The organism is Mucilaginibacter gossypii, from assembly GCF_017569325.2.
GTDB lineage: Bacteria > Bacteroidota > Bacteroidia > Sphingobacteriales > Sphingobacteriaceae > Mucilaginibacter > Mucilaginibacter gossypii.
This window is the reverse complement of sequence record NZ_CP071878.2, coordinates 3,138,898-3,159,709: the sequence shown is the minus strand read 5'-3', so window position 1 is coordinate 3,159,709 and position 20,812 is coordinate 3,138,898. Positions and strand designations below refer to the sequence as shown.

Annotated in this window: 18 protein-coding genes; 5 read left to right on the top strand and 13 right to left on the bottom strand. The window is 42.3% G+C overall.

Annotated features, from left to right (window positions below; genetic code table 11):
- Positions 1–5 precede the first annotated feature (5 nt).
- Positions 6–5,906: an alpha-2-macroglobulin family protein gene (locus J3L18_RS13150; RefSeq protein WP_129567497.1), complete on the bottom strand. Its 5,901-nt coding sequence runs from the start codon at positions 5,904–5,906 to the stop codon at positions 6–8.
- Positions 5,907–6,076: 170 nt separating this feature from the next.
- Here J3L18_RS13150 and J3L18_RS13145 point away from each other — a divergent pair, with 170 nt between their 5' ends.
- Positions 6,077–7,438 (top strand): cystathionine beta-synthase, encoded by a 1,362-nt coding sequence (locus tag J3L18_RS13145; protein ID WP_129567496.1) that lies wholly within the window; start codon positions 6,077–6,079, stop codon positions 7,436–7,438.
- 235 nt (positions 7,439–7,673) lie between these two features.
- Positions 7,674–8,420, top strand: coding sequence for a hypothetical protein (locus tag J3L18_RS13140; protein ID WP_129567495.1), 747 nt, complete (start codon positions 7,674–7,676; stop codon positions 8,418–8,420).
- Positions 8,421–8,469: 49 nt separating this feature from the next.
- Here J3L18_RS13140 and J3L18_RS13135 read toward each other — a convergent pair whose 3' ends face one another.
- The 3 genes from J3L18_RS13135 to J3L18_RS13125 form a co-directional block, all read right to left on the bottom strand.
- A complete protein-coding gene (locus J3L18_RS13135) occupies positions 8,470–10,032 on the bottom strand; it encodes an ArnT family glycosyltransferase (RefSeq protein ID WP_129567494.1) in 1,563 nt (520 codons plus the stop codon).
- A gap of 144 nt (positions 10,033–10,176) precedes the next feature.
- Positions 10,177–11,484, bottom strand: a complete 1,308-nt coding sequence (murA, locus tag J3L18_RS13130) for a UDP-N-acetylglucosamine 1-carboxyvinyltransferase (RefSeq protein ID WP_129567493.1) — start codon at positions 11,482–11,484, stop codon at positions 10,177–10,179.
- Between the two features lie 204 nt (positions 11,485–11,688).
- The gene (locus J3L18_RS13125; RefSeq protein WP_090524547.1) at positions 11,689–12,429 is read right to left on the bottom strand and encodes a DUF4290 domain-containing protein; all 741 of its coding nucleotides are present in this window, start codon (positions 12,427–12,429) and stop codon (positions 11,689–11,691) included.
- Positions 12,430–12,635: 206 nt separating this feature from the next.
- On the opposite strand from J3L18_RS13125, the gene J3L18_RS13120 reads away from it, so the two are divergent.
- Positions 12,636–13,733, top strand: a complete 1,098-nt coding sequence (locus J3L18_RS13120) for a mandelate racemase/muconate lactonizing enzyme family protein (protein WP_129567570.1) — start codon at positions 12,636–12,638, stop codon at positions 13,731–13,733.
- A gap of 5 nt (positions 13,734–13,738) precedes the next feature.
- Complete coding sequence (locus J3L18_RS13115) at positions 13,739–14,194, top strand: GNAT family N-acetyltransferase (RefSeq protein ID WP_129567492.1); 456 nt, start codon at positions 13,739–13,741, stop codon at positions 14,192–14,194.
- 62 nt (positions 14,195–14,256) lie between these two features.
- Here the strand turns inward: J3L18_RS13115 and J3L18_RS13110 are convergent, their stop codons facing one another.
- The 7 genes from J3L18_RS13110 to J3L18_RS13080 all read right to left on the bottom strand — a co-directional run bounded on the left by J3L18_RS13110 (position 14,257) and on the right by J3L18_RS13080 (position 17,785).
- The gene (locus J3L18_RS13110; RefSeq protein WP_188831604.1) at positions 14,257–14,394 is read right to left on the bottom strand and encodes a hypothetical protein; all 138 of its coding nucleotides are present in this window, start codon (positions 14,392–14,394) and stop codon (positions 14,257–14,259) included.
- A 103-nt stretch (positions 14,395–14,497) separates the two neighbouring features.
- On the bottom strand, positions 14,498–15,868 hold the full coding sequence (locus J3L18_RS13105; RefSeq protein ID WP_112652020.1) for a dipeptidase: 1,371 nt from the start codon (positions 15,866–15,868) through the stop codon (positions 14,498–14,500).
- 121 nt (positions 15,869–15,989) lie between these two features.
- Positions 15,990–16,157: a hypothetical protein gene (locus tag J3L18_RS13100; protein ID WP_167516178.1), complete on the bottom strand. Its 168-nt coding sequence runs from the start codon at positions 16,155–16,157 to the stop codon at positions 15,990–15,992.
- Positions 16,158–16,217: 60 nt separating this feature from the next.
- Positions 16,218–17,174: a hypothetical protein gene (locus J3L18_RS13095; RefSeq protein WP_208102447.1), complete on the bottom strand. Its 957-nt coding sequence runs from the start codon at positions 17,172–17,174 to the stop codon at positions 16,218–16,220.
- A 70-nt stretch (positions 17,175–17,244) separates the two neighbouring features.
- Positions 17,245–17,394 (bottom strand): hypothetical protein, encoded by a 150-nt coding sequence (locus J3L18_RS13090; protein ID WP_189549512.1) that lies wholly within the window; start codon positions 17,392–17,394, stop codon positions 17,245–17,247.
- A 35-nt stretch (positions 17,395–17,429) separates the two neighbouring features.
- A complete protein-coding gene (locus tag J3L18_RS13085) occupies positions 17,430–17,573 on the bottom strand; it encodes a hypothetical protein (protein ID WP_167516175.1) in 144 nt (47 codons plus the stop codon).
- Between the two features lie 50 nt (positions 17,574–17,623).
- The gene (locus tag J3L18_RS13080) at positions 17,624–17,785 is read right to left on the bottom strand and encodes a hypothetical protein (protein WP_167516174.1); all 162 of its coding nucleotides are present in this window, start codon (positions 17,783–17,785) and stop codon (positions 17,624–17,626) included.
- A gap of 568 nt (positions 17,786–18,353) precedes the next feature.
- Between J3L18_RS13080 and J3L18_RS13075 the strand changes: the two genes are divergently transcribed.
- Positions 18,354–19,784, top strand: a complete 1,431-nt coding sequence (locus J3L18_RS13075; RefSeq protein WP_091175469.1) for a tetratricopeptide repeat protein — start codon at positions 18,354–18,356, stop codon at positions 19,782–19,784.
- A gap of 23 nt (positions 19,785–19,807) precedes the next feature.
- Here the strand turns inward: J3L18_RS13075 and J3L18_RS13070 are convergent, their stop codons facing one another.
- Together J3L18_RS13070 and J3L18_RS13065 are read right to left on the bottom strand one after the other, a co-directional pair.
- Positions 19,808–20,107, bottom strand: coding sequence for a hypothetical protein (locus J3L18_RS13070; protein ID WP_129571954.1), 300 nt, complete (start codon positions 20,105–20,107; stop codon positions 19,808–19,810).
- 220 nt (positions 20,108–20,327) lie between these two features.
- Positions 20,328–20,696, bottom strand: coding sequence for a helix-turn-helix domain-containing protein (locus J3L18_RS13065; protein ID WP_091175464.1), 369 nt, complete (start codon positions 20,694–20,696; stop codon positions 20,328–20,330).
- Positions 20,697–20,812: the final 116 nt, after the last annotated feature.

Sequence of the window (20,812 nt, the reverse complement as noted above, 5' to 3'; positions counted from 1 at the left end):
ATGAACTAATGAACAAATGAACCAATGACAATCTGTTTCATCCCCTCTCTGCCGTAAAATACCGGGAAATACATCAGTTCGGCTTTGGCCGGATTTAGGGTGTATTTGCCGTTGTAACGGGGGATGAGGTTAACGGTGAATGTATATTTGCCCTGTTTAAGAGAACGGCAAAATATACTTACTTTCTCTTTAAAATACTCGCGGTGTACCTCGTTGTTTTGCCACCATGTTTGCTCCTTGCTTTCATAAGAGCATCCGGCAGGTATCGGGATCTCTATCATCACAAAATCAGCATCGCCGCGGGCTGTTACCTCCGCTTTTAATAATACAGGTTCACCGCCTTTCAGGGTGGCTATTGTTTTTTCCTTACGTTCAAACCAGGTGTTTACTGTAAAATCTTTACTCACTTTTTCGGGCTTGCTGTTCCAGAACTGTTGGTAGCCGGTAATGTACACAGGAAGACTGCTGGTTTTGCTGATACTGATCGTTTTATCAGTTAGCATCGCCGAATAAGGGAATTTGTCGATCGTTTTTGTATCTGTGCCTGTAAGCGTGATTTGCGATGGTTTAACCTGTTTATTTTCTGTCAACAGATCTGGCAGAATAGTTTCCAGTATCAGCGCCGATTCATAAGTATTACGCCAGTCACCAAGCCGGCGTTGTTCAAGAAAGTAGCCACGTATTTTGGCCAGTAGCTCAGGGTGCCTGCCTTCGTTTTTGATAATGCGGTAGGCTAATACACTCAACTGTACCGAATTGTCAAAAAAGCGATAACCGTCTTCGCCCCAATATAAGTTACCGAACATAGTATGTTTGCTTGTGTTGATTAAACTGTCCATTTTTATGGGTAGGGCAGATTCCTGCCGTAATAACATCATTCTTAACTTATCATACCCTGACAATTTGTAGTCGAAGGTTTTTTGATCCTTAGCCTGCTCTTTTTCAATGCCTGTTACATACTTCTGGTAATCAACTTTCGCTCCCAGTTTATGAAGTAACTGAAGGCAAAGTATTTTGTCCCTGCGTTTGTAACTTTCAAGCTGAAAGACGAGATAGTCGGTTAATTTTTGTTTATCCAGTTCAACAGCGTAGCCCTCTTTTTGGGCATCTACAAGCGCTTCTACTACATGCAGACTGATCCAGAGTTCTTCGTTACTATCCTTCCACCAGCCCCAGGTACCGTTACTTTTGCGGTTTTCCTGTAGTTTTTTAATTACGTCTTTTATATTTCTCTCGTACTTAAACTCTTCGCCCAAAAACTTTTTAATGTGTCGTTCCATGAGCAGGCCTTTCAATTTTGAAGCCAGCTGCTCATTGCACAGATACTTGTACTCCCTCAGCTTACGGGTTTCTTCAGTCAACGCAGGCAATACAGAAGCCTCTGCCCGGAAAGTGACAGGTCCCAAAGCCGGGTCAAATTTCATGTTCACTGCGGTATCGCGGTCAAGTGCCTCAAAAACTCCTTTGGTTTCTTTAACACCCTGAGGCATCACCGGGATACTGCGCTGCTCGCCGTCAAAATAGCCGTTATCCCGTTTAATGGTATACTCAAAAGTGAGGCTGTCGGTAGGAGCGATAGAAGCAGCGGCAGCAGCAGTAATAGTAAGTGTGTCAATTTTGGAGTTTTTAACTTCCAGTTCCTCCTGTTTCAGGGTTTGTCCGTTGTATTTAAAAATACGGGTAAGCTTTGCGGAGGTATTATTATAGTTCATCACCTTGCCAATCAGGTTCATTTCATCGCCGGCTATGGCAAATTGCGGCGCAATGAAATTGGCGCTTAAAGGTTTATATGATTTGATGCTGCTTTCGGTAAAGCCGGTTTGCCTGTTGCCCGTTATGCCGATGATAAATGTTCGCCAGTTGGTGATATCATCGGGGTAAGTAACCATGAAACTTGCTTTACCATGCTCGTCGGTAGTGAGTTTAGGCTGCCAGTAGGCGTAATCTGAAAAGTTTTTACGCATGGTTTGCGTGCTGCCGGTTTGTGTACTGTCAGCCCTTTTGCTTCCGGCCAAACCGGGTTTAGCTTTGGTTCTGATCACGATGACGCCATTTGAGCCCCGGGCACCGTATATTGCCGTGGCAGCAGCGTCTTTCAATACACTAATTTCTGCAATGTCATCTTTATTTACGTCAGATAGCTTATCAACAATTTCTCCATCTACCACAATCAGCGGCTGGGCCGACGGTAATGATGCCATTCCTCTAATCATAATGTTGATACCGCCTCCGGGCCCGCCATCGTTTATATTCAGACCGGCAACCCTCCCCTCTAAGGAAGATACCATTGCCAACGCGCCCGTGGTCTCACTTCTTTTTACCGCACCATATCCAATAACCATAACCTCCTGCAATAATTTTGAGCTTGGTTTTAAGGTTATCCTGACAGTTGCCCCGGGTTGTATGTTTAGCTCCTGCGTGTCGTAGCCTATAAAGCTTATAATGAGCTTGCCGGTTTTGGGAACTTTTAATTTAAAGCGCCCGGCTAAATCCGTGAGTGTGCCTGTTGATGAACCTTTTACCTTTATGGTTACACCGGGCACAGCTAATTTATCATCGCTGGCGATAATTGTTCCGCTCATCATGTCGCCGAAAGTACCGGTATCAAGATATTTATCATTAAAGGCCTCTTTTATTTTCAGGGCATCGTTTTCTATTTCGCGGTCACCGTGATTATAGCTGCCCGTCCTGTTATTGATAATGTTGCTGATCCGAACACCTACCGAATCTTTAACATGCGTGGGCAACACCGTAAAGTTGTAAAAATTAGTGCCGCCTGTTTTTATGGTTACATTTTCTTTAATATCATAACTATCGCCCTTAAGTAAAAATAAAAGCCTGTACCTGCCGGCGTTAAGGTTATTAATGTATGTGGTATTGCCGGGATAGATCAATAAAAAGTCCGGGTCATCATATTTATAAACGATCAGGTTTTTAACCAGCAGTTTTTTGCCCTTAGGTTGATCGATGCTCATACTTAGTTTACCTGTTTCGCCCGTAATAATGGGGTTTACAAAAAGTGATTGCGTGTTGCTGCGCAGGTCAAGATATTGCTGCCAGATACTTTCGGCCTCAGGTTGGGTAAGTACCTGCTGTGTATAATCATCGGCAGGGCCGTGGTATGAAGATAGTATGGGATCGAAGGGATAGGCAGCAGCGATGCTTTTTTGTTTGATAAGACCGGGCTCAAACTGAAAAGAATAGCCTGGTTCGGTAACAAAATATCGCGAACCATTGCCCTGTACATCTAAATTGGCAAAGTTTTCGACCGAAGGACCTATGAGTACGCTGTTGTTCCGGTAACCATAGTTCGGGTCGGGATTGATCATGAATACCTTTTCGTTTTGGGTAAGGAGGGCCATCTTCCAGCCAAAATTATTGATAACGGTAATCAGGTAACGGTTGATGAAGTCGCTTTCATAGGTACTCAATGTATCCAAAACCTTTGTTGAGTGCGCATTATCAGCATTAATGCTGAAGATCAGCTTTTTCGATTTTTGTACATCTACACTATCTACCCAAATGTTTTGATGGCTGGTCCTGAACCGGAACATGTGCCTGCCCGGCGATACCGCGAAACTGTAGCGTTTAAGCTGTTGTGTTTGGTCAAAGTACACCGGCCGGTCATCAATATAAAGGATGTGTACGGGCAATACATCGCCGTTTTTAATCACAAAAGGCGCTACCTGGGTTAGCGAGTCTTTAGCATCTTCTTCAACCCGGTAAATTTTTTCGGGGTGAGTAAACTGGTAGTAGGCAATACTGTCAAGCCCCATTTCTTTACTCCAGCGCTTCCAGTTGAGCTGTAATGAACCATCGCCATTTATATTGCCGGTATTAAAACCCATTTTTTGCTTGCGATACGGAAAACCTTTGCCAAGGTATGGCACATACGGCGCCTTGTAGTCTGCAAACTTACTCGTCATTGACCAGGCCGTTAAATCAGCATTGGCTACGGGCTGGCCTTTGGCATCGGTAACCACGATGTCGGTTTTAGCTTGCTGCCCGGGATAAACCGACACTGGCTGACGAACGTTGATGGTCAGCAGCTTATCACGGTACATGATATCGGTGGCTTCGGTTTTGCTTTCACCCGCCCAAATATAATGCACCTGAAAGTTTAGGAGGTTTTGATCATTATAAGCACGTACATAAAACAGGTTATTGGCCTGCCCTGCATCAATTAATTTGTTGCCGCCAAATACCGAATACCAAAAATGCAGGTGCCGCGGGTTGTCAACCTTTACAAACACCGAATCGGCGGTGCGGTAGCCCGATAGCGAGATGCCGGCGTTATTATCTTTTAGGTCGAGGTCGGCATAGGCGCTGTCTCTTTCGATATTGTAACTATCGGCATAAGGATTGATGTTGGTTTTTGCCGGGAGCATTACCCTGACCCTGGTTATGGTATCATACTTTGCGTTAAGGGCGCTGATGGTAGCCATAGCATTTACGGCCTTTCCATTATCAAAGGCGGTACTGATTAGTGTATCACCGTTTAATTTGGCGGTAATACTAAACCGGCTGTACCGGTAACTCATATCGTTATTAGCCGATTGCTGTTCGTTATTGCTGTTCAGAAATTGTGAATTAATGGTGTAAGTGACATCTGCCTTAGGAAAGATAGAATCGGGGATAATTAACCTGGTTTCACCAACCGGGTCAAGCTGTAGCTGGTGTGTCCAAAGCTGGTCGGGCACAAAAGTGTAGTTTTGCCTGTGCGTGCCGGTGCCACGGGTATTAAATGTAACAGTAACCCGGCCATCCGTAACCGGCAGGTTATTTTCGTCAACGGCTTTTAAATATAATGTAGCCGGATTTCCGGGCCCGTGTTCTTCTTTATCAACCCTGGTGCTGAAGGTTATTGATTTAAGCTCGTATTCTTCATATTTAAACCGGCCCGTCAGAAAAACCTTGCGTTTGGCTAAAAAGCCCTGGTCGTCATCGCCATCATAATCATTAAGTTTGTATTTTTCGCTTGATGGATCTTCGAGCGAGATGGTATAATCTTCGTCAAGTGAAAGGTCAAGACTATCTGTGAGGGCGAAACTATATTCATAAGCCCCATCGCGGTAACTGTTTACTTTGCCGATGATCTTACCGTCATCCTCATACCGCTCTTTGAGCCGTACCAAAAGCTGAGCTGCGTTTACAGGTTGTTTTGATTTTTTATTTAAGATGATCGCCTTGAATTTTACCGTATCATGTGGTTTATAAATGGCCTTGTTAAATACCATGAAGCCTTCGTAATTATCTGCGGGCTGGCGGCTGTAATATTTATCGTGCCCCTTAAACAGGTTTTTAAAGCGTTTCCAGGCAGCTTTAAAAAAGCTCATATTGCGATACGGATTGTAATGATAATAAGATGAGCGCTGCTGTTTTTTTATAACGTAATAGTTGGTAACGCCCGCGTAATCAACTTTTAGTATGGTATCCCTTTTTGAAGGATTAGCTATATACAAGCCGGCCTTTGAATCATAAGTAACGGTATGATTGTTAAACTGCACTAAAGCGTTGTTAATAGCTTTGCCTGCCTGGTCAACCAAAATAAAGCGGAGGTCATAGTTATTAGCCAGCAGTTTTAAATTGGCCGAGCGGTTTTCGATAAGCGAATAGCTTAGCACGTTCTTTTTGGCCACTACTTTCAAATAGTTGCCGGGAAGGAGGGTATTGTTCCATTTATCGTTTGTTTTAAACGAGTCAATGGGGTTGTGTAATATTTGCTCGTCAGGTTTTTTACGCGGGTAGCGGTAAAATTTAAACACATCGCCGGCCGTTATTTTATATATATAAGTATAATAACTGCTTTGCCGGCTTGGGGTAAGCGGCTTTTGCCCAAATGCGGCAGTTATACAAAAACTTAAGAAACTAAAAAATAATAACGATCTTTTTAGTGTTGCCTGCATGTTTAGGTATGTTTTGTGGTAATTACCACCGGTTTGAATTTATTACATTTATGCTTGTGTGTTTATAGGATGCAGATCTATTTACTTTTCCATAAAAGAAATATCATTTAAGAAACTTATTTTTGAGGCGTAACCCTGCTTTATATACCGGGTTAGTAGAGATTTAAATTATGTGGTACAACAACATACTCGATACCATTGGCAATACGCCGCTGGTAAAACTGAATAAAGTAGCAAAAGACATTCCAGCTACTGTTTTAGCCAAGATAGAGACAACCAATCCCGGCAACTCCATTAAAGACCGTATGGCCCTTAAAATGATTGAAGACGCCGAAAAAAGCGGTAAGCTTAAACCCGGCGGTACCATTATTGAAGGCACATCGGGCAATACCGGTATGGGACTGGCTATCGCGGCCGTTATCAAAGGCTATAAATGTATTTTTACCAGTACAGATAAACAGTCAAAAGAAAAGTTTGATGCTTTGCGCGCCTTTGGGGCCGAGGTAATTGTTTGCCCTACTAACGTGGAACCTGAAGATCCAAGGTCATACTATTCGGTATCGTCACGCCTGGAGCGGGAAGTCCCTAACTCATGGAAGCCCAATCAGTATGATAACCTGAGCAACTCGCAGGCGCACTATGAAAGTACTGGTCCCGAAATTTGGGAGCAGACTGAAGGCAAGATCACCCACCTTATTGCAGGTGTTGGTACTGGTGGTACTATATCAGGTATTGCCCGTTATCTGAAAGAGAAGAACCCTGCCATACAGATTTTAGGTATTGATACTTATGGTTCGGTATTTAAAAAATACAAGGAAACAGGTGTTTTTGATAAAAACGAGATCTATCCATACATCACTGAAGGTATTGGCGAAGATTTCCTGCCACAAAACGTTGATTTTAGCCTGATAGATCATTTTGAAAAGGTGACCGATAAGGATGCCGCCCTCATGACCCGCGAGATCGCCCGCAAAGAAGGGATCTTCTCTGGTAACTCAACAGGTTCAGCAGTTGCAGGTTTGCTGCAGATGAAGGATAAGTTTAAAGAGGGCGATGTAGTTGTGATCATCTTCCCAGACCACGGTACCCGCTATCTTGGCAAAATGTATAATGACGACTGGCTGCGCGACCGTGGTTTCCTGAAAGACGAGAAACTTACCGCCCGCGATATCATCAGCAAAAAAGATGTACAGGAAATCATTACCATTGATTGCGAAAAGAGCGTGCTTGAGGCTATTAATACTATTAAATCGCTCAATATCTCTCAAATCCCGGTTACGCAAAAAGGTATGGTAATTGGGAAGATCACCGAAAGCGATATCCTGGATTCGCTAATCGAAAACCCTTCAATCAAATCGCAGCCGATCAAAAACATTACCACAGCTCCGTTCCCCTTTGTTGATCTGAACACTTCGATAGACAGGATCTCGGCCATGATCAATAAAGATAATATTGCTGTGCTTGTTGAAGACGGGCAGGGTAAAATCGAGATCATTACCCAGTATGATATTATAAACGCTATATCAGCCTAAGGCTTAAAGCTAAAGGCTGAAAGCTTGAAAGGTGTTATGCGGTGAGCATGACACCTTTTTTTGTGAGCGATTTATCTGTACATTAGAGGCATAATCTAGATCGATGCACAAAATTAAATTACTTTTAACTGTTGCCTTCTCAACCGTTTCTATACGAGCTTTTTCCCAGAATAACCAGCCGGTTTTGCTCAAATGGAAATTGAAACCCAATGAAGTTATTTCTTATAAAACTACAATGGAAGAGGCGAATCCTGCTGTCAATACCTTTGATATGAGCGGTGCAATGAAAGCTATGGGAGCCGATTCTGCAAACGTTTCGGGTGCGCGTGATATAATGAAGAAGCTTAGCGCCGCTATGAAGCCTACAAGCATGGTTACCCGACTTACTGAAAAGCACAAAGATGTTATTGATATTGAGCTGATAACAAAAAACGACAGTAAATCACCTGTTCCCGGCGTAGACAGTACAAATATGATGGCCGATTTTTTTAGGAAAATGACGAACGGTGTAATGCTTCGCGGTTCTATACACGATGATGGTACTATTGCGAGTTTTTATACCAAAACTGGACAAAAGAATATATTAGCACTTTTTTTTGAGTTGCCGGGTAAAGCTATTAAACAAGGCGACTCATGGCCTTTGAGTGTTAATTTTGTTACTGCCGATCAAAATTTTAAATGTGATTCATCTTACCACAAGAATGAGGTAACTGCCATTAGGTTTGAAAATGTCAACGGTGATAGGATTGTTACGCTTAAATACGATATTGTTGAATTTATAAAAGGATACTTCGCTCTGCCTTCTCCCACAGGCGACCTATCAAAGGTGCCCACTACTATGAAAATGACATTCCAGGGACTGGCTTCTTTTTCCGTGGAGAAAGGTAGGTGGCTCGCGTATAACGGCCTGCTGACTTACGACTCAACCGGAATTATGCAGGCTAACTCTAAACAAAATTACGCGTTGGTAGAGGAGAAATAAACAGTAATATCTAAATTTAAGTCTCCCTTCAGGGAAGATTTAAAGGCCTTTACTCCAACCTCTTCTTCGCTAACTCAGGAGAATACCGTTCATTTAACCGGTAATTTGGTGTAATGATAAACACAGCCGTACCCTTCTCTCTTGCAAGCGGATTGGTTACCTCTCCAACTTTGGTAAAACTGCCTATCATTTTCCCTTCCACAAATTCCTTAATATTTTTTCCACCGTTTTCATCTACATAAATCATGTATTTGCATTTGAGGCTATCGGGTGCCCAAAGGGTAAAGCTGCTGTTCAGTGATATTACATCGGGATAACCGTATTGCTTACCATAATGATGGATGGCGCCGGCTTCACCGTAGTTATCGGCATAAACTAAAGTTTGTTTCTGATCGTTGGGATTAAGGCTTTTGTAAGCTTTATCAACCAATGCTGCCATATCATCCCAGCCCAGCATGTCGGCATAATCCTGGGTGGTGGCGTGTTTTTTACCGTCTTCCCAGGTCATGGCAAAGCGAGCAGGCGGGAGATGTTTATCGGCAAACCTGAAGAATGCCAGCGTTTGCGATAGCGGGAGTATAGGCAGTACTATCGGGAATAAAACAAGGTTTGGTAAAGTAAATAAAATAATTGTCGCAGTACGCAAAACATACCCACTCGTTTTTAATAAACGTTCGAAACCGAAAGCCCCTGCCGCAAACAGCATAGGGTAGGCGCCAAATATGTAATAGCTTTTACCATCCATCATCAGTAAAAAAAAGAAGATGAGCGCGTAAGCCAATGCCAGAAACTGGAAATTACGTAGCCTGAATGAAAATATCAGGAACGCCAGTCCGTTAAGCCATACAAATAAAGCTACGCCATTGACCAGTAATTGTTGTTTAATAAAGTCGGTTGGGGTAATGTAATCCAACTGCTGCTCACGCAGGGTTTTCATATGCGTAAATACAGGCATGTGATGTGTTATTTGCCAGATGAGGTTAGGCAGTACGATAACTATTGTTATGAAGGCAGCACCGAGAATATGCTTATTGAACAGTAATTTACGTTGTTTGCTGATAAGGATACCGATAACCAGCGACGTGGCGAAAAACAGCATGGTGTACTTAGTAAGTACGCCAAAGCCAACGGCTGCGCCAAGCCAGTATAGGTACCTTACATCGGTAGTGTTGAGGTATTTTACGAGCAGCCAAACGGTTAGTACCCACCAAAACTGATCGAATACTACAGGCTGAAAAAGATAGTCACTTGCTGCAAAAGCAGGCGCAAAAATGAGCGATAAACAAGCAAGGGTTATGGCAAACTTCTTTCCGCCAAATTCAATGACGATTAGGCCGGTAAGCAGCACAATAAGCCCTCCAAACAGGGTCGGGAACAATCTTGCCGCAAAAACCGAGTTGCCAAAACAAGTTAAAGAAATTTTTGCCAGGATAGCTATAAACGGCGGTACTTCCTTGTATCCCCAATCCAGGTGATCGGCCAGTACAAGGTGCAAAAACTCATCCCTGTGAAAACCAAAATGCGATATCGCGAAAAGATTAAGAACAACTTTAATAAATACAAATATCAGTACAAAATAAACGTAGGTAGATTTCCGGTTTTTGTAAGGCATTGTTAATATAATGGTTTTTTAAAGGTAGTATTTTGAGGCGAAAGGCAAAAGGTAAAAGGCGAAAGGTTTTTAAAAGAAAAAGGTTAAAGGATGCCGCGCTGTGCAGCTACCTTTAACCTTTAACCTTTCGCCTTTAACCTAAACTTAGATCCGGGTTATATCAGCGCCCAAAGCTTTAAGCCTGGTATCAATATGCTGATAGCCGCGTTCAATTTGTTCAATATTGTAAATGGTTGACTGGCCTTGTGCCGAAAGTGCGGCAATCAGCAATGAAACCCCGGCGCGGATATCTGGCGAGGTCATGGAAATGCCGCGCAGTTTAACCTGGTTATCCAGGCCAATAACGGTTGCACGGTGCGGATCGCAAAGAATGATCTGCGCGCCCATATCCAACAGTTTATCCACGAAGAATAAGCGGCTCTCAAACATTTTTTGATGGATCAGTACCGAACCTTTGGCCTGGATAGCTACAACCAGCACGATGCTTAATAAATCGGGGGTAAAGCCAGGCCATGGTGCATCGGCAATGGTCATGATACTGCCGTCGATAAAAGTCTCTATTTCGTAATGTTCCTGGGCCGGGATAAAGATATCATCACCTCTAAGCTCCAGTTTAATACCTAAACGCCTGAAAACGTCGGGGATCATGCCCAATTCTTTGTATTGAACATCTTTAATGGTAATCTCAGATCCCGTCATGGCTGCAAGGCCGATAAATGAACCGATCTCGATCATGTCGGGCAATAATCGGTGCTCTGTACCGCCTAATTTTTCAACACCTTCAATAGTTAGCAGGTTTGAGCCAATACCGCTGATCTTAGCACCCATACGGCTCAGCATTTTACAAAGCTGCTGCAGGTAAGGCTCGCAGGCGGCGTTGTAAATAGTAGTAGTGCCTTTGGCTAATACCGCGGCCATTACCACGTTGGCCGTTCCTGTTACAGAAGCTTCGTCCAGCAGGATATAAGTACCTTGCAGGTTAGAGGCATCTACATTAAAGAAACCATTTTCGGGATTGTAATTAAATTGGGCCCCCAGTTTCTCGAAACCCAGGAAGTGGGTATCCAACCTGCGGCGACCAATTTTATCGCCACCCGGTTTAGGGATAGATGCTTTGCCAAAACGTGCCAGCAAGGGGCCAACTATCATGATAGAACCACGTAAGCCGCCGCCCTTTGATTTAAAAGCTTCAGACAAGAAAAAATCCTGGTTGATGTCTTTGGCCTCAAAGGTGTAAGTATGCTCGTTAATACGTTGAACAATAACGCCCATATCGCCAAGCAGCTCTATCAGTTTGTTTACATCCTTAATATCGGGGATGTTGCTGATGGTTACTTTTTCTTCAGTAAGCAATACGGCAGATATAACCTGTAAAGCTTCGTTTTTTGCACCCTGAGGGGTTATTTCACCTTTTAGCGGTTTGCCGCCATTTATTACAAATGCGTTAGTCATGCGGAGTTTCGGATAATTGATAAGATCACCAATGATAAACTGTAAAAGCTATGATCGGTTTTGTCAAATAATTTATTTGCGGCAAAGATTAGAAAATTAATGGAAAAACCTTGCTAAATATCCTGTACCAAAAGATACTTTTATGAAAGAGGGAAAGCAGAAGAAAAGCAAAAGCCCTCCCCTGAAGGGGAGGGTTGGGTGGGGTTAATATTTTTTTGCGCCGCCGTTGTTACGGTTGCGGTTTTGGTTGTTGTTGCGGTTTTGATTATTGTTTTGCCTGCCGCCATTACCGCCGCCACGGTTTTGATTGTTTTGGTTATTGTTGCGGCCGCGGTTGTTATTATTGGTATTGTTTTGCTGAAAGTTATTAGGGCGGAAATCAACGCGGTTAAGGTTGATGTTCTCTTCCAGTTTCAACGTACCGCCCGATAAAGCATATAGATCTGACAGGATGCTTTCATCGCTCACCGAGTCTTTGTTCCATTGCACATAAGCCATTTTCATGAAGTTAGCTATCGCCTGGATCATGTGGCGTTTGCGTTCCGGCTCCTCAATGGCTTTGGCCTTTTCAATCATCAGCTCAATGGTTTTGCCATAGTGTTTGTATTTGATACGCTGATGAGGGTAATTTAAAGGTGCGGGTTTAATATGCACAGCATCAGGCGATGGCTTGGGGTACGGTGAATCCACATCAATCTGGTAATCAGAAATGATGTGCAGGTGGTCCCACAGTTTATGTTTAAAATCGGCCACATCGCGCAGGTGGGGGTTTAAAAAGCCCATCAGGTCAATAACTACCTGTGCGTAGCGGTTGCGTTCTTCTTTGGTTGGCAGCGCTACAATATATTTAACCATATTTTGTACGTTACGGCCATATTCAGACAGGATCAGTTTATTCCTGGTTGAGTTATAATCAAAATTTGCAGGCGTGTTTTCTTTAGCCATGGTAATAATTTTTTAAGAAAGTTGAAAGTTAGCCAGGCAAATTTCCCTGATTGGAAGGGCAAAAGAGGCTAAAATTGAATTGTTACTTGTATTGAAGTAGTGCAAATATAAACTAATACTTATAATACGCAAATTACGTTGGTTAATTGTTGCAAATATTTGTTTTATTTTAGCTTTTAAACATCTACAATTTGGAAAATCAGCAAATTACCATCACGCATACAGATATCTACCGCTTCAGCATCCCGATGGAGCCGTTTACCATTGCTACCGGAACATTATCTCACGCCCAAAATGTTTTTATCCGTGTGCATACCGATGCCGGTTTTTACGGTGTAGGGGAATGCTCGGCTTTCCCGATGATTGTTGGCGAAACACAGGATACCTGCCTGATTATGGCGCGTGAGTTTGCCCGCTTATGGAAAGGCAAGGATGCGCTTGATATCGAAGCCCGGCTTGGCGAACTTCACAGTTTTACTGCCGGTAATACCACTATAAAAAGCGCCTTTGATAATGCACTGTTTGATATAGCTGCAAAAAATGCAGGCCTGCCATTATACCAGTTTTTGGGCGGCGAAAAACGTATTGTTGAATCAGATATTACAATAGGGATCGCCGGACATCATACCATGGCTTTAAAAGCGCTTGATTTTAAGGCCTCCGGTGCTAATATATTAAAGGTGAAGCTGGGCAAAAATGCAGTGGAAGATGTAGAGCGCATCAAACAGATCCGTGAAGCTGTTGGCCCGGGTATGAAAATCCGTATTGATGCCAACCAGGGCTGGACTTTTAACGAAGCGGTTTTTGCACTGCAGTCAATTGCGCAATATGATATTGAGTTTTGCGAGCAACCTATACGTACCTGGTATGACGACCGGGTACCCGAGTTGATGCAGTTATCACCCGTTAAGATCATGGCCGACGAAAGCGTATACAACCACCATGATGCCCGCAAACAAATCAACGCCGGGGCCTGCCATTATATCAATATTAAAATGGCCAAGTCGGGCGGTATTTATGAGGCTAAAAGGATTCATGACGTTGCTGCTTCATACGGGATACCCTGTATGATGGGAGGGATGCTGGAAAGCCGGATAGCATTAAGCGCTAAATTACACTTTGTATATGCCAGCCCCAATATCCGGTTTTATGACATGGATACCTGTAAACTGGGGCATTTGGTTGACCCGTGTGTTGGCGGGGCCATATATGATGGATATCATTTAACCATCGACGACGCGCTAGGCATAGGCGCCGATGCCGATGAAGCATTTTTGGCCGATTGCGAACGATTTACTATTTAACGAATATGCTGATCAGAAAAGCTACCATTGAAGACCTGCCCGTATTGCTTCAATTTGAGCAGGGTATAATTACTGCCGAACGCCCTTTTGATAGCACACTCAAACCCGATCCTATCAGTTATTATGATTTGGAGGCCTTCATAACCTCAACAGACGTGCAGGTTTTGGTAGCAGAAATTGAAGGAGAGATAGCGGGCAGCGGATATGCCCGAATTAAAAAGAACCCAGACGCGTACTATGACTTTGAAAAATATGCTTACCTGGGTTTTATGTATGTGCTGCCTGCATACCGGGGTATGGGAGTAAACCAGGCAATAATAGAAGAATTGAAGAAATGGACAGTTGAGCAGGGGTTGACCGAAATAAGGCTCGAGGTATATAATGATAATATTGGAGCCATTAAAGCCTATGAAAAGGCAGGATTTAAAAAACGTATGATCGAAATGCGGATAAGGCTGTAATGGGATTATGTAAAACGAGCCGGTAAGTTTCCCTTGCCGGCTCGTGGGGTGTTATAAATATCTTATAGCAGAGGCTTTCGCTTCATTTTATTTTCGCTTAAAGCTTTAGCTGTTTTTGTTTTTTCCTGTTTTGATGATTTGAGATCGCGCAACTGCTTAGATGCATCGGTCTTTTCTTTGTCCAATTCTTTAGTTGCCATGGTTTTGATTTTTGTATAGTTAGATAATATCATAAATATATTATTTGTTTTACCTAAATCAAAAAATAACTGTCGTTATCGCGCAAATTAAAGCTTCATGACATTAGTTTGATAACTCCGCAAAGTATTTGTGAAACAACGGAATGGTTTCTATGCCTTTATAATAATTGTAAATATCATATTTCTCATTAGGCGAGTGCAGAGCATCGCTATCAAGCCCGAAACCCATTAATACTGTTTTTAGACCAAGCTCGGCTTCAAACAAAGCAACAATTGGGATACTGCCGCCGCCACGGGTAGGGATGGGCTCTTTGCCAAATGATTCGGCAATGGCTTTTTGAGCAGCACGGTAAGCCACACTGTCGGTTGGGGTTACAGCCGGTTCGCCGCCATGATGTGGAGTTACCTTTACCTTAACATAGGGAGGTGCAATACTTAAAAAATGGTCGGTAAACAGTTTGGTTATAGCATCTGACGTTTGGTTGGGCACTAAACGCATAGAGATTTTGGCATTGGCTTTTGAAGGTAACACCGTTTTGGCGCCTTCGCCGATATAGCCGCCCCAAATGCCGTTTAGCTCAAGGGTAGGACGGGTGCCTGTACGCTCAAAGGTACTGTAGCCCTTTTCGCCCCAAAGCTCGGCTACATCAAGGTCTTGTTTGTACCCGGCTTCATCATAAGGCGCGCTGTTAAGGGCTTTGCGTTCTGCTTCGCTCAAAGGTACTACATCATTATAAAAACCGGGAATGGTGATATGATTGTTTTCATCATGCAGGCTGGCAATCATTTGGGCCAGTATGGTGATAGGGTTAGCTACGGCGCCGCCGTAAACACCCGAATGCAGGTCGCGGTTTGGGCCGGTTACTTCTACTTCAAGATAGGAGAGGCCACGTAAGCCGGTTTCAAGCGAAGGGTGCTCCATGCTGATCATCGATGTATCGGAGATCAGCACCACATCGGCTTTCAACTTTTCCTTGTTGGCTTTCACAAAGATGCCCAGGTTGGATGAGCCCACTTCTTCTTCGCCCTCAATCATAAACTTAATATTGCAGGGAAGTGTACCGGTTTGCATCATCAGCTCAAAGGCTTTTACATGCATGTAAAACTGTCCTTTGTCATCGCAGGCGCCGCGGGCATATATTTTTCCATCCCGAACAGTTGGTTCGAATGGCGGTGTTTTCCACAGTTCCAACGGATCTGGCGGTTGTACGTCGTAGTGCCCATAAACCAATACTGTAGGTTTAGAAGCATCTATGATCTTTTCGCCGTACACAATAGGGTAGCCGGCGGTTTGGCATATTTCAACATTATCGGCTCCGGCATCGCGGAGCTTTGCTGCCACATAGTCGGCAGTTTTTAATACTTCGGGTTTGTATTTTGGATCGGCACTAACCGATGCCAAACGTAACAGGTCAAATAACTCATCAAGTAAACGCTGTTTGTTTTGCTCAACATATTGCTTTATGTGCTGCATAATATTATTGTTTGCAGCAAATATAGTTAGTTCATTGGTTCACTCGTTCATTAGTTTATTGGTGAATAAAATTAATCGCGAAAACCGTAATTCACCAATTCAATAATTCCCTAATTGATTATCAATCTGCCGAACCCAGATCTGATTTTGGTGTATTTGCAGTCTTAGTGGCAAACTCAACTTTCTCGACTTTTATTTTAGCTTCTTGTTTAGGCGCTTTATGAGTTAATGATACAGCGGTAAGGCCTGTAGCTATTAAAACCGCTGCTGCAATGATGAATTTTTTCATGTTGTTAACTATTCAAATTTTAGTTTATAACATATGATTTTATAATGGAAGAGTTGTGGATTATGCCATAAAATCAGCAGAGCCTAAATCTCTTTTTGGACCAGGGCCAGACATAGCGAAGTCAGCAGAACCTAAATCTCTTTTTGGACCAGGACCAGACATAGCGAAGTCAGCAGAACCTAAATCTCTTTTTGGGCCAGGACCAGACATAGCGAAGTCAGCAGAGCCTAAATCTCTTTTTGGACCAGGACCAGACATAGCGAAGTCAGCAGAACCTAAATCTCTTTTTGGACCAGGGCCAGATATAGCAAAATCAGCAGAGCCTAAATCTCTTTTTGGACCAGGGCCAGACATAGCGAAATCAGCAGAACCTAAATCTCTTTTTGGACCAGGGCCAGACATAGCGAAATCAGCAGAGCCTAAATCTCTTTTTGGACCAGGACCAGACATAGCAAAATCAGCAGAGCCTAAGTCGCGTTTTGGCTGAGGACCGAAGGCGAAATCAGCAGAACCTAAGTCACGTTTCGGCTGAGGACCGAAGGCGAAATCAGCAGAACCTAAGTCGCGTTTTGGCTGAGGACCGAAAGCGAAATCAGCAGAACCTAAGTCGCGTTTTGGCTGAGGGCCGAAGGCGAAATCAGCAGAACCTAAGTCGCGTTTTGGCTGAGGACCGAAGGCGAAATCAGCAGAACCTAAGTCGCGTTTTGGCTGAGGACCGAAAGCGAAATCAGCAGAACCTAAGTCGCGTTTTGGCTGAGGACCGAAGGCGAAATCAGCAGAACCTAAATCTCTTTTTGGTTGAGGACCACGGGCGAAATCAGCGGAACCTAAATCTCTTTTTGGTTGAGGGCCACGGGCGAAATCAGCAGAACCTAAATCTCTTTTTGGCTGAGGGCCACGAGCATCAGCAGAACCTAAGTCACGTTTTGGTTGAGGGCCGTTAGCGGCATTTGCAAATGTGTCGGTCGATAATATGGTGCTTAATGCTAAAGTCGCTATTAGTGTTAAATTTTTCATGATGTTTTTAATGTGGGGGTACGTAAATATTTTTTGTTTATTAAATCTCTTGTTCGTTATTGTTTGTTTTTTAGTCGGCGCTGCCTAAGTCTCTTTTAAAACCGGTTGTCAGCGAGTTTACTGGTGCAATCACCATTTTGGTTTTGTTGTCATTTTTGTTTGTAGCTGATGATAATGCACCTGCACTAAGGGCTATTGCTATGAGGATGAATTTTTTCATGTTGTTTTATGTTTTATTGATCTTGAATGGATAAATCAGTCAGCACTTCCCAGGTCTCTTTTGTAACCGGTTGCGAATAAGTGAAGGTTAGCAAACTCAGCTTTTGGTCTTTCCTTTTTGCAGGATGAAATGGCCCCGGTGAACAGAATTGCTAAAGCGATGGTGATTATCTTTTTCATGATCGTGTTATATTATCGATGTGGAACTTCCTGTATGATTTAATTGGATTTCAGTCGGCGCTTCCCAGGTCGCGTTTAAAACCTGCCGGCGTTTTGTTGAAATTGACAGCTGTTGGCTGTACGTCTTTTTTTGCCGATGATGACAAAACTGATGACGATGAGAGTACTCCGGCGCCTATGGTAAAGAGTACAAAAAACACTGTTTTTTTCATATTGATTAATTATTGTATTTAATATTCTATTTTTTAAATTAATACGATATATAATATTTATTAAAATCCGTCAAGCTTATTTAAAGCTTATCACAAATATTTTAAAAGTCTGATTTTACTCTCTGTTTTTTAAAAACTCTGTTTTGCTAAAATTTTAAAAAAGATTCTCTGTTTCGTATTTTTATACTGTTAATTATGGGGTTAAATTACTAATTTTAAATGTAATATCATCTGGATTAATTACCGGTATGGTATACAATTTATTGCACGATTTTCACATTATTTCATTTATTTGATATACAAACTATAATTATATTGTAAATCTCAGGATATATTTTGCAATATTATTGTAATTGCCTGTAATTTATTTGAAGTGATATTGTATAGGGCTTTTTTGTATTTAATATATTGTTTTTCAGATATTTAACAATGCAAATATAGATATGTTTTTAATAGGAGTAAAAAAACATATGAAAATAATTTTCCACAATGTTTTTTATTCTTAACATTAAATATAATTCAGCATTATTTTATAACTTTCACCCCAACAGAACGTAAAAGTGTTTCAATGAAAAAAATCGGCACATTTATATTATTCTTTTTATTATCGCTGTCGGTATACGCGAATGATATAATTGATGTTGCTGCGAAAGATACTAATGAGGTAATAAGCCTGAATACCAGCGCTTATTCAAATAGGCTTACAAATCCCGAACAAACCGTTGAAGATGCCACCAGGGCGCTGAAGCTGTCTGTCAAACTCAATTATATTAATGGTATCGCAGAAGCTTACCGTGTTATAGGTATTGGTAAATACTACCTTGATCAGCCTGAAAAGGCTATTGAAAACTATCTGAACTCCCTTTCATATTTTACCCGCAACAATAACCTCAGGGGCGAAGCCAAGGTTTATAATAATATCGGGATCCTATTTCGTGACCACGACTACGAACGCTCCCTTACCTATCTTAACCGATCGCTGGAGATAGCACAAAAAATAAATGATACCAAATTGGTAGGCTCATTGTATTTAAATATAGGTAACGTTTACACACGAAAAAATAACCTGTATATGGCGCTTAAGTTTTATGATAAAAGCTTTCCCATATTTCAAAAACTGAGGGACTCGGTAAACCTGATCCAATGTTTGCAAAACCGTGGTGTTATTTATTTTAAACTTAAGGATTACGATAAGGCCCTGGGTTTACTGCTGGAGGCTAATACCGGTGCAAAAGCACGTGACCTGAACGAGTCAGTAGCCAGTGTTGACCTTACGCTGGCAGCGCTTTACATGACCAAAGGCGATTTTAAAAATGCGGAAAAGATGGTGCAGGAAGGAACCGCCTATACACAGTTGGTTAAGGACCCTAAGCTTGACTACGATTATAAATACACTACATACGAACTGGAATATAATAAAAAGAATTATGCCCGTGCGGTAAATTTACTAAGGGAAATATATACCCAGGATAGTGTTACCTATAAAACCAACGTATCGGCGCAAATGAACCTGGTTGAGGCCAAACGCAGGCAGGAAGAACAACTGAAAGAAAACGAAAGAATTGCAGAACGGCAAGCTTACGACCGGTCGAAATTTTGGGCGGTAACGGTAGTTGCCGGTTTGATGCTTGTGGTAATTGGTTTGCTGATCAGCAATGTAAAACGTAAAGCCAAAACCAATGCACAGCTTACATTGCTAAACGGTGAGGTATCTCGGCAAAAAGATAACCTTGATAGGATCAATCATCATCTTGAAGAGATCATTGATGAACGTACCAAGGATCTGCAGTTAAAAAATAAAAAGCTTTCTGAGCATTCGTCATACCTGTCACATCAAATCAGGGGGCCTATAGCTACGTTACGCGGTTTGATCAACCTTGAAAAAGAAGGCTTGGTTGACCAGGCCGAATGTTTGGATATGATGGATAAATGCGTATCCGAAATTGATGAAAAGATCATCGAAATGAGCGACATGCTACATAACCCGCCGAGAGTTTAGCTGCGTCCGGTTCTCCTCCGGGTTTAACTAAAGTGTACAGGCAGGCTGGAGTGGATCTGTGCTTCTATAAGCCCAAGGTAAATACAATACCACGATATCATTTGTAAAACCAGCAGCTGTCTGTGTTTATTATAGCCCTGTGTTTCAAAAGCCAATGTTGTCTCATCGCCGGCAGTTACAAAAAACCTTACTTCGCCTTGGCTTGGTTTGAAACGTGCCCGCAGCAAATCAAACGCCTTTACTTTTAGCTTACTTTTAGGATCATGGATGATACCGTCGCTCGAGGTTTCGTTTTTTGATATGGAAATAAGATAATTTGACATACAGTTTGCTTTAGTAACCTGCATGCCACAATTATTACTCCAAAATGGCTATAAAATGCTCATTACGGATAAATTAGCCCATAAAATGGGAGGCTTTTTTATTCAAATTTCCTTTTGCTAAATATTGTTAACTACTATGCAATGTAGTGGATAGGATAGGACACTGATGCGACGCAAACAATGTACACTATCGGTAAATTGTAATGTTTACTGCACACCTTTAGATAGCTACACCGGCCTTATTACGCAGCTCTTCATAAAGTAATATTACCTTACGCTGCAAATTGGCGATTTCTGATTCGCGATCTATCAGTTTTTTTTGTGCAAGGCTTAAACTCGACGGCTTCATATCAGTTTCTTCAGCATCGAGGGCCAGTATGTTCACAACGTTTACATCAAAAATATTGGCAATTTGTTCAAGACGCGACAGGTTTATATCAGTTACTCCAGTTTCAATTTTTGAAAACGCAGGAATAGAGATGCCCAAACGGTTAGCCACATCTTCCTGGCTCCATCCATGCTGATGGCGTAATACCCGGATGTTTTTACCAACGGATTTGTTTGTTTGCTTTTTAATAGTATCGCTCATATCAATTAATATTAATTAGGGAAAGGGGATACTTATACAATCCAAATGGTATGCCATCATTAAATTACCTTTAAATTAGTGTTATTAAGGCGATTTAATGATGGACTGTGGCGGGG

Excerpts from the sequence above, each read along its gene's own strand:
- murA (WP_129567493.1), bottom strand. The coding sequence starts at position 11,484 with ATGACTAACGCATTTGTAATAAATGGCGGCAAACCGCTAAAAGGTGAA.
- J3L18_RS13075 (WP_091175469.1), top strand. The coding sequence starts at position 18,354 with ATGAAAAAAATCGGCACATTTATATTATTCTTTTTATTATCGCTGTCG.
- J3L18_RS13070 (WP_129571954.1), bottom strand. The coding sequence starts at position 20,107 with ATGTCAAATTATCTTATTTCCATATCAAAAAACGAAACCTCGAGCGAC.
- J3L18_RS13150 (WP_129567497.1), bottom strand. The coding sequence starts at position 5,906 with ATGCAGGCAACACTAAAAAGATCGTTATTATTTTTTAGTTTCTTAAGT.
- J3L18_RS13135 (WP_129567494.1), bottom strand. The coding sequence starts at position 10,032 with ATGCCTTACAAAAACCGGAAATCTACCTACGTTTATTTTGTACTGATA.
- J3L18_RS13090 (WP_189549512.1), bottom strand. The coding sequence starts at position 17,394 with ATGAAAAAATTCATCCTCATAGCAATAGCCCTTAGTGCAGGTGCATTA.
- J3L18_RS13105 (WP_112652020.1), bottom strand. The coding sequence starts at position 15,868 with ATGCAGCACATAAAGCAATATGTTGAGCAAAACAAACAGCGTTTACTT.
- J3L18_RS13145 (WP_129567496.1), top strand. The coding sequence starts at position 6,077 with ATGTGGTACAACAACATACTCGATACCATTGGCAATACGCCGCTGGTA.
- J3L18_RS13115 (WP_129567492.1), top strand. The coding sequence starts at position 13,739 with ATGCTGATCAGAAAAGCTACCATTGAAGACCTGCCCGTATTGCTTCAA.
- J3L18_RS13125 (WP_090524547.1), bottom strand. The coding sequence starts at position 12,429 with ATGGCTAAAGAAAACACGCCTGCAAATTTTGATTATAACTCAACCAGG.
- J3L18_RS13100 (WP_167516178.1), bottom strand. The coding sequence starts at position 16,157 with ATGAAAAAATTCATCATTGCAGCAGCGGTTTTAATAGCTACAGGCCTT.
- J3L18_RS13085 (WP_167516175.1), bottom strand. The coding sequence starts at position 17,573 with ATGAAAAAGATAATCACCATCGCTTTAGCAATTCTGTTCACCGGGGCC.
- J3L18_RS13065 (WP_091175464.1), bottom strand. The coding sequence starts at position 20,696 with ATGAGCGATACTATTAAAAAGCAAACAAACAAATCCGTTGGTAAAAAC.
- J3L18_RS13095 (WP_208102447.1), bottom strand. The coding sequence starts at position 17,174 with ATGAAAAATTTAACACTAATAGCGACTTTAGCATTAAGCACCATATTA.
- J3L18_RS13140 (WP_129567495.1), top strand. The coding sequence starts at position 7,674 with ATGGAAGAGGCGAATCCTGCTGTCAATACCTTTGATATGAGCGGTGCA.
- J3L18_RS13080 (WP_167516174.1), bottom strand. The coding sequence starts at position 17,785 with ATGAAAAAAACAGTGTTTTTTGTACTCTTTACCATAGGCGCCGGAGTA.
- J3L18_RS13110 (WP_188831604.1), bottom strand. The coding sequence starts at position 14,394 with ATGGCAACTAAAGAATTGGACAAAGAAAAGACCGATGCATCTAAGCAG.